We start from the raw sequence: 12932 nt of genomic DNA on the forward strand, positions 1-12932 counted from the left end.
CCCCCATGCCGTTGAAGCGCGCCCGGGCCCGGACCTGACATGCGCTTCCAGTTGCAGGTGCAAGGCGCCGGCGCCGCCCGCCACAGCGTGGCGCTGGAAGCGGCCAGCGAGGCGGAAGCGATCCGACTGGCGGCCCGCCAAGGCTGGCGCGTGCTGGCCGTCGCGGCCCCGGGCGCCACCGGCAACGCTGACGCGGGCGCCGCCGGCGCGGGTGTCGGCGTACGCGGCGCCCAACCCTTCCCCCTGCTGCAATTCAGCCAGGAGCTGCTGGCCCTGCTCGAAGCGGGCCTGAATCTGGGCGAAGCCATCGCCACCCTGCGCAACAAGGAAGACCGGCCCGGCGCCCGCGCCACGCTGGTGGCCATCGAACGCGCGCTGCAACAGGGCCAGAGTTTTTCCGACACGCTGGCCGACCTGCCGGCCATCTTCCCCGACATCTACGTGGCCACCGTGCACGCGGCCGAACGCTCGGGCAACCTGCCCGAAGCGCTGGCCCGCTACGTGGCCTACCAGTTGCAGTTCGACGCCATCCGCAAGAAGCTGGTGTCGGCCGCCATCTACCCGGCCATGCTGCTGGTGGTGGGCACGCTGGTCACGCTGTTCCTGCTGGGCTATGTGGTGCCGCGCTTCAGCGTGGTGTATGAAAGCTCGGGCCGCGAGATCCCGTTCATGTCGCAGCTGCTGCTGGGGTTCGGCCGCACACTGGCCGGCCACCCATGGCTGTCGCTGGGCGCGCTGGGCGGCGCCGTGGGCGGTGTGGCGCTGGGCCTCGGCCACCCGCAATTGCGCGCGCGCCTGATCCTGGCCGTGCTGCGCCTGCCCGTGCTGGCCGCGCGGGCGGCAGAATTCCGGCTGGCGCGCTGCTACCGCGCCCTGAGCCTGCTGCTGCACGCGGGCATCCCACTGGCCAAGGCGCTGGCCATGACCAACGCCATGCTGCTGCCGGCCCAGCAGGAACAACTGGCGCTGACACGGCGCGCCGTGGAACAAGGCTTGCCGTTCTCCGTCGCGCTGCAACAGCACGGGCTGGCCACGCCCGTGGCCCAGTCGCTGCTCAAGGTGGGCGAGAACACGGGCCGCCTGGGCGACATGCTGGAACGCTCGGCCAAATTCCACGACGAGCAATTCGCGCGCTGGGTGGACTGGGCCTCGCGCCTGATCGAACCGCTGCTGATGACGGTGATCGGCGTCGTGATTGGCGGCGTGGTGGTGCTGATGTACATGCCGATTTTTGAGCTGGCCGGGAGCCTGTCATGAACGCGCGCGAACCGTCCATTCTCGGCCCCGCCCTGCTGCAGGCGGCGCGCGCGGCGGCGATGGAACAAGGCCGGCCGCAACTGGCCGTGCTGCAGGAACTGGCCGGCCTCACGCCCGAGGAATTCACGCGCCAGCTGGCCGCGCTGTTCCACTATCCGGCCTGGCCCATGGCCCGGCTGCAAGCGGCCCAACCGGCGTTCGATCTGCTGCCCTACACCGACTGCGCCCAGCGCGACTGCGTGCTGCTGCACGAAGGTGGTCACGACCATGGCCACGGCCATGGTGGCGCGCCGGTGCTGGTGATCGCCGACCCGCTGGCCGACGACGTGCTGCAATGGGCCGGCTATGCCGTGCCCGTGCCGTTCACGGTGGCGCTGGCCCACGCCGACGACCTGGCCGCCTACCTGACCCAGCTCGAATCGGCCCAGCAAGCCATGGCCGGCATGCTGGGCGAGGATGGCGCTGGCCCGGGCGACGACGCGGACGTGGAGGACATTTCGCTGATCCGCATCAGCGAGGACAGCAGCCCCGTGGTCAAGCTGGTCAACTCCACTATCTACGACGCGCTCAAGTTCCAGGCCAGCGACATCCACCTCGAATGCGACGTGGCCAGCCTGGTCATCAAGTACCGGGTCGACGGGGTTTTGGTGCAGGCCGGCCAGGTGCAGGGCTTGCAGATGGCCGAGCAGGTGATCTCGCGCATCAAGGTGCTGGCCGAACTCGATATCGCCGAGCGCCGCGTGCCCCAGGACGGCCGCTTCAAGGTGCGCGTGAAAGGCAGCGAGATCGACTTCCGCGTCTCCATCATGCCCAATATTTTTGGCGAGGACGCCGTGCTGCGCCTGCTGGACCGGCGCGCGCTGACGGAGGCGGCCCAGTCGCTGCGGCTGGAAAGCCTGGGCCTGAACGAGGACGCCATCGCCCACATCCGGCGCCTGGCCGCCAAGCCGCACGGCATGCTGCTGGTGACCGGGCCGACCGGCTCCGGCAAGACCACCACCCTGTACGCGGCGCTGACGGAAATTAACACGGGGCGCGACAAGGTGGTCACCATCGAGGACCCGGTCGAATACCGGCTGCCGCGCGTGCTGCAGATCCCCGTCAACGAGAAGAAGGGCCTGACCTTCGCGCGCGGGCTGCGCTCCATCCTGCGCCACGATCCGGACAAAATCATGATCGGCGAGATCCGCGACGACGAGACGGCGCAGATCGCCGTGCAGGCCTCGCTGACGGGCCACCTGGTGTTCACCACCGTCCACGCCAACAACGTGTTCGACGTGGTGGGCCGCTTCCTGCACATGGGGGTGGACCCGTACAGCTTCGCGGCCGCGCTGAACGGGATCGTGGCCCAGCGCCTGCTGCGCCTGAACTGCGAGCACTGCGCAGTGGACGTGGCGCCCGATCCGCAGGACCTGCGCGACAGCGGCCTCACGCCGCAGCAGGTTGCGGGCTGGCGCTTCAAGGCCGGCGCCGGCTGCGGCCATTGCCGCGGCACCGGCTACAAGGGCCGCAAGGCCGTGGCCGAAGTGCTGATCCTGAACGACACCATGCGCGAAATGATCTGCACCCGCGCACCGGTGGGACGCATGAAGGAGGAAGCCGCCACGATGGCGTTCCGGCCTGCGCGCGAAGCGGCGCTGGACCTGGTGCGGCTGGGGGAAACGACTTTAACGGAGCTCAATCGTGTCACTTATTGATGGACTGGGCATGTGGCTAGCCGCGCGGCGGCAAGGGCGCAACAGTGACGGCTCGCGCGCAAGCGCGCTGGCGGGCCCGGGAGCGAGCTTGGGCGCACGCACGCTGCGCGTACACCTGGCGCCCCAACAGCTGCTGGCCGTCGTCTGCCGTGGCGGTCGGCCATTGGATGCCAGCACCGTGCGCGTGGCCATCGACAATCCCACCGGCCACTGGCAGCCCGCCGTGGACGCGCTGCGCGCCTGGCTGGCCCGGGCCGGCCAGACCGGTGCCGGCCTGCCGCTGGAACTGAGCCTGGCGGGCCGCTGGTGCCAGATGCTGGTGGCACCGTGGAGCGACGCCCTGCTGACGGAGGCGGGCGCCACCCGCTTCCTGCAAACCCAGTTGGCCGCCCTGTACGGCGACGCGGCGCGCGGCTGGAGCGTGGCGGCAGACGACGCGCCCTATGGCCTGCCACGCCTCGTCTGCGGCATCGATGCGACCCTGCTGGCCGACCTGCGGGCAGCAACCGGCGCACGCTGCCACGCCATCGAGCCAGCCATCAGTGTGGTGCTGCGCACGCTGATGGCGTCGCGTCCACAAGCGCTGGCGGTGGTGGAGGCGGGCCGGCTGACGCTGGCCGCGCTGACCGGAGACCGCATCACGGCCATCGCCTCCCAGCCTTGCGGCGCGGCCTGGCACGGTGAGCTGGTGCAGGCGTGGCAGCGCTGGACGCTGCGCACGCCGGAACTGACGCTACTGGCCGCGCCGTTGACCGCCGATATCGCGGTGGTCGACCTGAGCGGCGCCAACTTGCGCCTGGCCCGCACGGCCGGCGCCGACGTATTGCCGCCGCCGTTCCGGCTGGCCGACAGTCCGTTCGGCACCGTGCAGGCGCCCGGCGCGGCAGAGGAGGCCGCATGAACTTCCATCACCAGCCGCCTGCGCACCTGCCGCCCGGTCCTCCCGGCGCACTGCCGGGGGCACCGCCGCCATCGGCCATGGCGCGCCTGCGGAACCGGCTGGCGCGGCTGCTGCCGATACGCTCCAGCCACGTCAGCCAGATCAACTTCCTGCCGACCGGGGCGCCCTTGTCGGGCTGGCGGCTGGTCCTGCTGGCGGCCGGCCTGCTCGCACTGGCGCCGGCCGCCATCGGCTGGAGCGCCCGCCAGCAGGCCGTGTCCCGGCTCGAAAACCAATTGGCGCAGGCGCGCCCCCGTCCCGTCGCCCGCCCCGCGCGCGCGCCGGCCGAGCAGCGCGCGCTGGAACAGCAGGTGAAGGCCGTTGCCGCCGCCGTGCGCCAGCTCAACCTGCCCGTGGCGCGCCTGATCAAGACCGTGCAGGCGCCACGCGACGTGCGCGTGGCCCTGCTGGCACTGGACCTGAACAGCCAGCCTGCCGCCGACGCTGGCGCATCCACAACGCCCGCCGGCGCCCTGAAGATCGCCGCCGAAGCGGAAACCATGCAGGACATGATCAACTACCTGGCCTTCCTCAACCAGCAACCGCTGTTCCAGTCGGTCTACCTGGTCAAGCATGAAATGAACGTGAACGCACCGGACCACCCCTACCGCTTCCAGATGGAGGCCCAATGGCATCAATGAGCGCACCGAAGCTGACGCTGCCGCCCAACCTGTCGGCCCGCCTCGCATGGCAAACGCGCCGCGCGCTGCGCCGCACCGGCCTGCCCGTCATCGCAGGCGCGGCTTGCCTTGCGCTGGCCGCACTGGCGACCTGGCATGGCGCGCAACTCGACCAACGACAGGCCGCGCTGAGCCGCCAGTTGGCCGTCGCCGCGCGCGCCGCCGCCGTGCCCGCCATCCCCGTGGCCACGGAAGCGGACGGCGTGGCCGCGTTCTATGCCTACCTCCCCGCGCATGACACCATCCCCGACCAGTTGAGCGCACTGGCCAAGGTGGCACAGGACAGCGGCGTCACCCTGGCCAAAGCCGAATACAAGGCGGAGCAGGACAGCCAGGCGGCGTTCCTGCGCTACCAGATCACGCTGCCGGTGCGCGCCGACTACGCCAGCGTGCAGAACTTCATCGTCGGCGCGCTGCAAGCCGTGCCTGCGCTGACGCTCGATTCCGTGGCGTTCAAGCGCGAACAGATCGAAAGCGGCGACGTGGAAGCACGCATCCAGTTCGTGCTTCTGGTGCGGCTGCGTGGGGTGCGCCGATGAGAAAGCTCGTACTCGGCGTGGCCGCCGCCGCCACCCTGCTGGCAGCATGGTTCGCACCTGACCAGGACGGCGGCGTGGTCGGACCGGCCGCCGCCACCACGCGCGAACCGGCCGTTGCCAACCCTGCCCGCGCCACCGGCGATGCTGGCGACACTGGCGCCAACGCCGGCAGTGCAAACAACGCGAACAATACCAACAATACCGGCAATGCCAACAACGGCGCGGCAGCCGGTGCAGCGGGTGGCGCCGTGCCTAATCCGGCTGTCGCTCCCGCCGATGCCAACGGCGCCCCCGCCCCGCAACACTGGCTGGACCTGCAAATCCACCCCCGTGTGAACGACGATGAACTGGGCAACCTGTTCGCCAAGCAGAGCTGGCAACCGGACGCACCCAAGAAGGTGCTACCGCCGCAGGTGGTCGAAGCGGCGCAACCGGCGCGCGCGGCAACCACGCCATCGGGTGCGCCGCCGCTGCCGTTCCAGTTCATGGGCCGCTTCGTCGAGGATGGCAAGAGCGCCTACTTCCTGCAACAGGACGGGCGCAACGTGGTGGCCCGCCCCGGCGAAAAGATCGACGAAAACTACCTGCTCGAAAGCGCGGCCAACGGCGCGCTCCAATTCATCTACCTGCCGCTCAACGAGCGCCAGACCTTAGCCGTAGGGGACAACAATTGAACCATCACGCCGCATTCGCCGTCCTGTCGCTGAGCGCCCTGCTGTGCGGCTGCGCCGGCAGTCCCAACTACAAGGAAGGCAACGCATTGCTCGACGCGGGCCAGTTCGACCAGGGCCTCGCCAAGCTGGAACAGGCCGTGCGCGACGATCCGCACAACGCCGAATACCGCATGGTGCTGCTGAACCGCAAATTGAAGATCGTCAACAGCTACAACGCCCGCGCCGAGCTGCAACGCGAACAGGGCGACACGGCTGGCGCCGAACAGAGCTTCCGGCAAGCGCTGGCCGTCGATCCGGCCAACAGCGTGGCGCGCCAGGGACTGGCCGCGCTGGCGCAGGACGCCCGCCACCGTCAGATCATGGCCGAGGCGGAGCAACTGCTGGCCAAAGGCGGCGACGCCAATCTCGCCCAAGCGCAGGACGTGCTGCGTCCACTGCTGCTGGAACGCCCCAACCAGCGCGACGCCCTGCGCCTGAAGACCCGCATCGCCGACGCCCAGACCCGGCTGCATCCTGCGGGCGGACGGCTGGCCGCCGCCTACCGCAAGCCCGTCACGCTCGAATTCCGCGACGCGCCGCTGCGTTCCGTGTTCGACTTCATCGGCAAGGTGTCGGGCCTGAACTTCGTGTTCGACCGCGACGTTGATCCCAACCTGCGCGCCACCATCTCGGTGCGCGACGCCAGCATCGAGCAGGCCATCTCCATGCTGCTGGGCGCCAACCAGCTGGAGCAGACCGTCACGGGCGAGCGCGCCATCACCATCTATCCCAACACGCCGCAGAAGGTGAAGGACTACCAGCAACTGGTGGTGCGCAGCTTCTTCCTCGCCAACGCCGACGTGAAGACCGTGGCCTTCACGCTCAAGACCCTGCTCAAGGCACGCGACATCGTCACCGACGAACGGATCGGCATGATCATGATGCGCGACACACCGGAAATGGTGCGCATGGCCGAACGCATCATCGCCGTGCAGGACGTGGCCGATCCCGAAGTGATGCTGGAAGTGGAGGTGCTGGAGGTCAAACGCACGCGCGGCCAGGAGCTGGGCATACGCTGGCCCGACGGCGCCGGCCTGACCCTGCTCGGCCAGGGCAACAGCCTGCCGGGCAGCTTGAAACTGGCCGACCTGCGCCGCATCAACGGCGAGAACATCGCGCTGGGCCTCGGCTCCGTCACGCTCAACGCCACCAAGACGGACACCGACAGCAACATCCTGGCCAATCCCCGCATCCGCGTGCGCAACAAGGACAAGGCCAAGGTGCTGATCGGCGACCGCGTGCCCGTCATCACCGTCACCACCAACCAGGGCGTGAGTTCGGACAGCGTCAACTACGTCGACGTGGGCCTGAAGCTGGACGTGGAGCCGAACGTCTACCTGGACGACGAAGTGGCCATCAAGATCAACCTGGAAGTGAGCAGCGTGGTCAAGGACATCACCAGCAAGTCCGGCACCCAGGCCTACCAGATCGGCACCCGCAGCGCCGCCACCGTGCTGCGCCTGCACGACGGCGAAACCCAGGTGCTGGCGGGCCTGATCAACGACGAGGACCGCAAGACGGCCTACAAGGTGCCGGGCCTGGGCGAAGCGCCCGTGCTGGACCGCCTGTTCGGCAGCCAGAAGGACGACAGCACCCGCAGCGAGATCGTGCTGTCGATCACCCCGCACGTGCTGCGCGCCATCCAGCGCCCCGAAATGAGCGCGGCCGAATTCAATTCCGGCACCGAGACCGATATCGGTGGACGCGGCGCGGCCGGCCTGGTGTTGGCTTCGGCCGGGGCCAGCACGGGAGCCGGCGCCGGCGCCGGCCAGCCCGCGCGCGCCGCCACGGCCATGACGGGCGGCGCGCCAATGACCGACGCGGACGCGCCGACGTCGGCCCCGACCGAGCCGCCAGCCGTCCCCGACGCCGGCGACGGCGCCTCCGCTCTCCCCGCGCAGCCTTCCACCAAGCCAATTCCGCCGGGCGGCATCCCGTACGCGCCGAAAAAGGGACAGTGACCGTGACGACCCATCCCGGACGCCAGCGCGGTTTCACCTTCATCGAGCTGATGATCACGCTCACCATCATGGCCACGCTGGCCACGGTGGCCGTGCCGATGGCGCAGGTGGCGCTGCAACGCGACAAGGAACGCCAGTTGCGCACGGCCCTGATCGAACTGCGCGAGGCGATCGACGCCTACAAGCGGGCCGCTGACAACGGCCACATCAAGCCGGGTCTGGGCGAATCGGGCTACCCGAAAAAGCTGGAAGACTTGGTGGACGGCGTGCCCGACCAGCGCAGCCCGCGCAAACAGAACATGTACTTCCTGCGCCGCCTGCCGCGCGACCCATTCGCGCCGCCCGGCACCAGCGCGGCGGCCAGCTGGGCCAAACGCAGCTACGCCTCGCCGCCCGACAATCCCACCGAAGGCGAGGACGTGTTCGACGTCGCCTCGCGCTCGGACGCGGTGGGCCTGAACGGCGTGCCGCTCAAGCTATGGTGACGGCCATGCACAGGCGCGCGCGGAGCGGCTTCACGCTGATCGAACTGCTGGTGGTGCTGGCCATCATTTCGCTGCTGTTGACCATCGCCCTGCCGCGCTATTTCGGCTCGGTGGAGAAGTCGAAGGAAGTGGCGCTCAGGGAGAACCTGCAGGTGCTGCGCAGCGGGATCGACAAATACTACGCCGACAAGGGCGAATACCCGTCCGCGCTGGCCGACCTGGTGGCGCAGCACTACTTCCGCACGGTGCCGCTGGACCCGGTGACGGAATCGTCGTCCACCTGGCAGTTGCTGCCCTCGCCCGACGTGGACAAACCGGGCGTGGCCGACGTGCGCAGCGGCGCCAAGGGCAACACGCGCGAAGGGGTGCCGTATGGCCAGCTGTAGCCAACCATGGCGGCGGCAGCGCGCGCGCGGCTTCGCCTACCTGTGGACGCTGCTGATGGTGGCGTTCATGGGCGTGGGCCTGACCATCGCAGGCGATTTGTATGCGACGGCCGCGCGGCGCGACCAGGAGCGCGAGCTGCTGTTCATCGGCCACGAATTCCGCAACGCCATCGCCAGCTACTACAAGGCCAACGGGCGCAACCAGTATCCGCAAACGCTGGACGAACTGCTCAAGGACCCGCGCTTCGCCGGCGCCACGCGCCACCTGCGCCGCCTGTACGCCGATCCCGTCACGGGCAAGGCGGAATGGGCGCTGGTGCTGCTGCAAGGCCGCATCGTGGGCGTGCATTCTCTGTCGGCCCGCCAGCCCATCAAGCAGGACAATTTCGAGGACGACGACGCGGGACTGCGCCTGAAAGCCCGTTACGCCGACTGGGTGTTCACCTACCCGCACGACCTGTTCATCCCACCCGAGAACGGCGCCACGCCCACGCCCGGCCCGGCGCCCAATGCCGCGCCCGGAGGTTCTGCCATGCGGGGAGGATAAAATGGCGGTTTGAGCAGAACCGCCACGCTGCACGCCAGCGCCCCCAATGAGCCTGAAAATTTCCCGTATCCTGCACGCCGGCTATGTGTTCGAGTGCGGCGCCACGCGCATCGCCTTCGATCCCATCTTCGAAAATCCGTTCAGCCGCAACTGCCACGCCTTCCCCGACGTACGCTTCGACCTGGACCAGATCAGGCAACAGCGCTTCGACGCCGTCTTCATCTCACACTTCCACGACGACCACTGTTCGCTCGAAAGCCTGGACCTGCTGGACCGCGACACGCCCATCTACCTGTACTGCCTGTTCGACGAGCTGTTCGCCATGCTGCGCGAACTGGGCTTCCGCCACGTGCATGCGCTGCGCGTCGATGCAGCCGTCACCATCGGCAGCATGGAGATCACCCCGCGCGAGGCGATCGACGCCGACGTGGATTCCATGTTCCAGGTGCGGGCCGATGGCCTCAATGTGCTCAACGTGGTGGACGCGTGGATCGCCCCCGTCACGCTGGGCGTGCTGGCCCGCGAGGCGCCATGGGACATGGTGCTGTGGCCATTCCAGACCATGCGCGAAGTGGAGGTGCTGATGCCCTCGCGATCGGAGATCGACCCGGTCGAGATTCCCGCCGAATGGCTGGCGCAGCTCAAGGTGCTCAATCCGCGCTACGTGGTGCCTAGCTCGTGCCAGTTCCAGCAGGAGCCGTGGTCGTGGTACAACCGCGCCTTCTTCCCGCTCACCTACCGGCTGTTCCAGCAAACGGTGGAGGCCACGCTGCCCCAGGCGCGGGTGGTGCGCCTCAATCCGTCCGTCTCCGTGACGCTGGACGCCACCACGCTGCGGCCTTCGGCCCCGCTGCCGTGGGTGATCCCCGTCGGCGAGCAGGATGTCGATTACCAGTACGACGGCCACGCAGCCCCGCCAGCGACGGCCGACATCGCGCGCCACTTCGCGCCGTTGACCGCGGAGCAGGCGCGCACGGTGCGCGATTATTGCCACGCCGGGCTGCTGGAGAAGTACGCGGACATGGAACTGGAACCGGGCGGCTATTTCGACCAGCCGCGCGTATGGCGCCTGTCTCTGTACGATCATGACGGCTCGGTCACCCACTTGCGCTACCGGGTGCACGGCGACAGCATCGCGCGCCTGCCCGATGACGACGACAGTCCGCTGGGCTGGACGACGGAAGTCCCGCTGGCCAAGGTGTATGCGGCGCTGGCGTTGGGAGAATCGCTGACGTCGATGTACATGCGCATCAACGATGCACGCTTCGACGCGGTGACGGAGGAGGAGATCGCGGACGCGGAGATCGTGGACGATCCCCTGATCCGCTGCCTGTTCAACGACGCCTTCGGGGCCTACCAGGCCGCCCAGTTGCGCCGTCTTCAGGAACATTGACACCCCGGCCAGGCCGGCCGGGGCGGTGGGACGAGTTACTTCTCGACGAAGGCGCGTTCCACCACGTAGCTGCCCTGGTGGTTCATATTGCCTTCATTGAAGCCCTTGGCCTTCAGCATCTCGGACAGGTCGTGCAGCATGGCGGGGTTGCCGCAAATCATCACGCGATCCTGCTCGGGATCGAGCTGGTCCAGGCCGAATTCGGCCGCCAGGGCGCCCGTTTCCAGCAGTTCGGGAATGCGGCCCGAGCGCACGAACGGTTCGCGGCTGGCCACCGGGCAGTAGATCAGCTTGTCCTTGATCAGATCGCCCAGGTATTCATGGTCGTGCAGTTCGGCCTCGATGAAGTCCTTGTAGCCGAATTCGCTCACGAAGCGCACGCCGTGCACCAGCACGATATGCTCGTAATCCTCGTAGTACTCGGGGTCGCGGATGATGCTCATGAACGGCGCCAGGCCGGTGCCGGTGCTCAGCAGGTACAGGTTGCGGCCCTTCTTCAGGTTATCCTTGATCAGGGTGCCGGTCGGCTTCTTGCCCACCAGCACGGTGTCGCCCACTTTCAGGTGCTGCAGGCGCGACGTCAGCGGGCCGTTCGGCACCTTGATGCTGTAGAACTCCAGCAAATCGTCGTAATGGGGGCTCACGATACTGTAGGCGCGCACCAGGGGACGGCCCTCCACTTCCAGGCCCATCATCACAAACTGGCCGGACAGGAAACGCAAGCCAGCGTTGCGCGTGGTTTTAAAACTGAACAGCGTGTCGTTCCAGTGATGGACCTCGGTCACCGTTTCTGAGTAGTAATTCGGGAAATTGGCAGTGGTCATACAGGTAGAGGTTGCAAGTTGATGGAGTTGCATCTAAAGCATGGCGCGCGGGCGCCGAAACGACAATTGTACATCTTCCACCACTTGCCTGCATTTTAGGCGGCCCCCGACCGCCGCCGGACAGGCTGAAACTGCTATCATCGGCGCAGCGCAGACACCATGATCCGCGCTCCCACGACATACCCTCAGGAGACATTATGACCATAGGCGGCAGCACCATCGAGCAGGCACTGGCCACCCTTTCCGACATGACAACGGGCGCCGTCCCCATCGGCAAGGACGAATACCGGCAACGCATCCACAAGGCGCAAGCCTATATGCGCGACCAGGGCATCGCGGCCATCTACCTGAACGCCGGCGCCAACCTCACCTACTTCACCGGCACCCGCTGGTCGGCCAGCGAGCGCATGGTGGGCGCCATCCTGCCGGCCTACGGCGCGCTCGAATACATCGCGCCCGCCTTCGAGGAAGCCACGATCAAGGACTTCATGCAGGTGGAAGGCCCCGTCAACTGCTGGGACGAGCATGAAAGCCCCTACCACCTGTTCATCGCCACCCTGCGGCGCATGGGCGTGGCGCCGGACGCCGACCGCCCGCCGCGCGTGGGCATCTGCGAAAGCGCCGCCTTCTTTATCGTCGACGGCATCCGCCCGCTGGCGGCCGGCTACACGCTGGAAAACGCCCGCACCGTGACGGCCTGGTGCCGCAGCCGCAAATCGGCCGCCGAAATCGCCCTGATGCAGCGCGCCAAGGACATGACCCTGGCCGTGCACGTGGCCACGGCCAGCATCCTGCACGAAGGGATCACCACGGTGGAAGTGGAACAATTCATCGAGCGCGCGCACCGCAAGGTGGGCGCCTCCGGCTCGTACTTCTGCATCGTGCTGTTCGGCGAGGCCACGGCCTACCCGCATGGCGTGAGCTACGTGCAAACGCTCAAGCGCGGCGACACGGTGCTGATCGACACGGGCTGCAAGTTGCACAATTACATTTCCGACATCACCCGCACCTACGTGTACGGCCAGCCCAGCGACCATCAGCGGGCCGTGTGGGCCAGCGAGCAGAAGGCGCAGCTGGCCGCCTTCAATGCGGCGCAGCTGGGCGTGCCGTGCGAGGACGTGGACCGCGCCGCCCGCCGCGCGCTGGAGGAGGACGGCTACGGCCCCGGCTACAAGCTGCCCGGCCTGCCCCACCGCACCGGCCACGGCATCGGCCTCGACATCCACGAGTGGCCCTACCTGGTGGGCGGCGACGAGACCCCGCTGGACGTGGGCATGTGCTTCTCGAACGAGCCGATGATCTGCATCCCCGGCCATTTCGGGGTGCGCCATGAAGACCACTTCTACATGACCGAGCAGGGCCCGAAGTGGTTCACGCAGCCGGCCTACAGCATCGACGACCCGTTCCGCCTGCAACGCAAGTAAGGTCACAAGTAAGGCCACAAGTAAGGCCACAACCGGGGTCAGGTCATGAATTGAGGAATTTTTCCTCAATTCATGACCTGACCCCG

Annotated in this window: 13 protein-coding genes; 12 read left to right on the forward strand and 1 reads right to left on the reverse strand. The window is 67.9% G+C overall.

The window, feature by feature from the left end; all coding sequences use genetic code 11:
* Positions 1 to 39: 39 nt before the first annotated feature.
* From H3H37_RS21075 to H3H37_RS21125, 11 genes are all read left to right on the forward strand, one after another.
* Complete coding sequence (locus H3H37_RS21075; RefSeq protein WP_182166189.1) at positions 40 to 1257, forward strand: type II secretion system F family protein; 1218 nt, start codon at positions 40 to 42, stop codon at positions 1255 to 1257.
* On the forward strand, positions 1254 to 2954 hold the full coding sequence (locus H3H37_RS21080) for a GspE/PulE family protein (protein ID WP_182166191.1): 1701 nt from the start codon (positions 1254 to 1256) through the stop codon (positions 2952 to 2954). The genes H3H37_RS21075 and H3H37_RS21080 overlap by 4 nt, the downstream gene beginning before the upstream one ends.
* A gap of 88 nt (positions 2955 to 3042) precedes the next feature.
* Positions 3043 to 3855, forward strand: coding sequence for a hypothetical protein (locus tag H3H37_RS21085; RefSeq protein ID WP_182166193.1), 813 nt, complete (start codon positions 3043 to 3045; stop codon positions 3853 to 3855).
* A complete protein-coding gene (locus H3H37_RS21090) occupies positions 3852 to 4535 on the forward strand; it encodes a hypothetical protein (RefSeq protein WP_229218944.1) in 684 nt (227 codons plus the stop codon). The genes H3H37_RS21085 and H3H37_RS21090 overlap by 4 nt, the downstream gene beginning before the upstream one ends.
* The gene (locus H3H37_RS21095) at positions 4523 to 5113 is read left to right on the forward strand and encodes a hypothetical protein (protein WP_182166195.1); all 591 of its coding nucleotides are present in this window, start codon (positions 4523 to 4525) and stop codon (positions 5111 to 5113) included. The genes H3H37_RS21090 and H3H37_RS21095 overlap by 13 nt, the downstream gene beginning before the upstream one ends.
* Positions 5110 to 5787, forward strand: coding sequence for a hypothetical protein (locus H3H37_RS21100; protein WP_182166366.1), 678 nt, complete (start codon positions 5110 to 5112; stop codon positions 5785 to 5787). Before H3H37_RS21095 ends, H3H37_RS21100 begins: the two co-directional genes overlap by 4 nt.
* The gene (locus tag H3H37_RS21105) at positions 5784 to 7787 is read left to right on the forward strand and encodes a secretin GspD/PilQ domain-containing protein (protein WP_182166197.1); all 2004 of its coding nucleotides are present in this window, start codon (positions 5784 to 5786) and stop codon (positions 7785 to 7787) included. Before H3H37_RS21100 ends, H3H37_RS21105 begins: the two co-directional genes overlap by 4 nt.
* Before the next feature lie 2 nt (positions 7788 to 7789).
* Entirely contained in the window at positions 7790 to 8272 is a 483-nt protein-coding gene (locus H3H37_RS21110) for a type II secretion system protein (RefSeq protein WP_311197571.1), read from the forward strand.
* Between the two features lie 5 nt (positions 8273 to 8277).
* Positions 8278 to 8658 (forward strand): type II secretion system protein, encoded by a 381-nt coding sequence (locus H3H37_RS21115; protein ID WP_229218945.1) that lies wholly within the window; start codon positions 8278 to 8280, stop codon positions 8656 to 8658.
* Positions 8645 to 9205 (forward strand): type II secretion system protein, encoded by a 561-nt coding sequence (locus H3H37_RS21120; protein WP_229218946.1) that lies wholly within the window; start codon positions 8645 to 8647, stop codon positions 9203 to 9205. Before H3H37_RS21115 ends, H3H37_RS21120 begins: the two co-directional genes overlap by 14 nt.
* A 46-nt stretch (positions 9206 to 9251) precedes the next feature.
* The gene (locus tag H3H37_RS21125) at positions 9252 to 10598 is read left to right on the forward strand and encodes an MBL fold metallo-hydrolase (protein WP_182166201.1); all 1347 of its coding nucleotides are present in this window, start codon (positions 9252 to 9254) and stop codon (positions 10596 to 10598) included.
* 35 nt (positions 10599 to 10633) lie between these two features.
* Here H3H37_RS21125 and H3H37_RS21130 read toward each other — a convergent pair whose 3' ends face one another.
* On the reverse strand, positions 10634 to 11422 hold the full coding sequence (locus H3H37_RS21130; protein WP_182166203.1) for a ferredoxin--NADP reductase: 789 nt from the start codon (positions 11420 to 11422) through the stop codon (positions 10634 to 10636).
* 197 nt (positions 11423 to 11619) lie between these two features.
* Here H3H37_RS21130 and H3H37_RS21135 point away from each other — a divergent pair, with 197 nt between their 5' ends.
* Complete coding sequence (locus H3H37_RS21135) at positions 11620 to 12846, forward strand: M24 family metallopeptidase (RefSeq protein WP_182166205.1); 1227 nt, start codon at positions 11620 to 11622, stop codon at positions 12844 to 12846.
* The last annotated feature ends 86 nt before the right edge of the window (positions 12847 to 12932 follow it).

Source organism: Rugamonas brunnea, from assembly GCF_014042345.1.
GTDB classification, from domain to species: Bacteria; Pseudomonadota; Gammaproteobacteria; order Burkholderiales; family Burkholderiaceae_D; genus Rugamonas; species Rugamonas brunnea.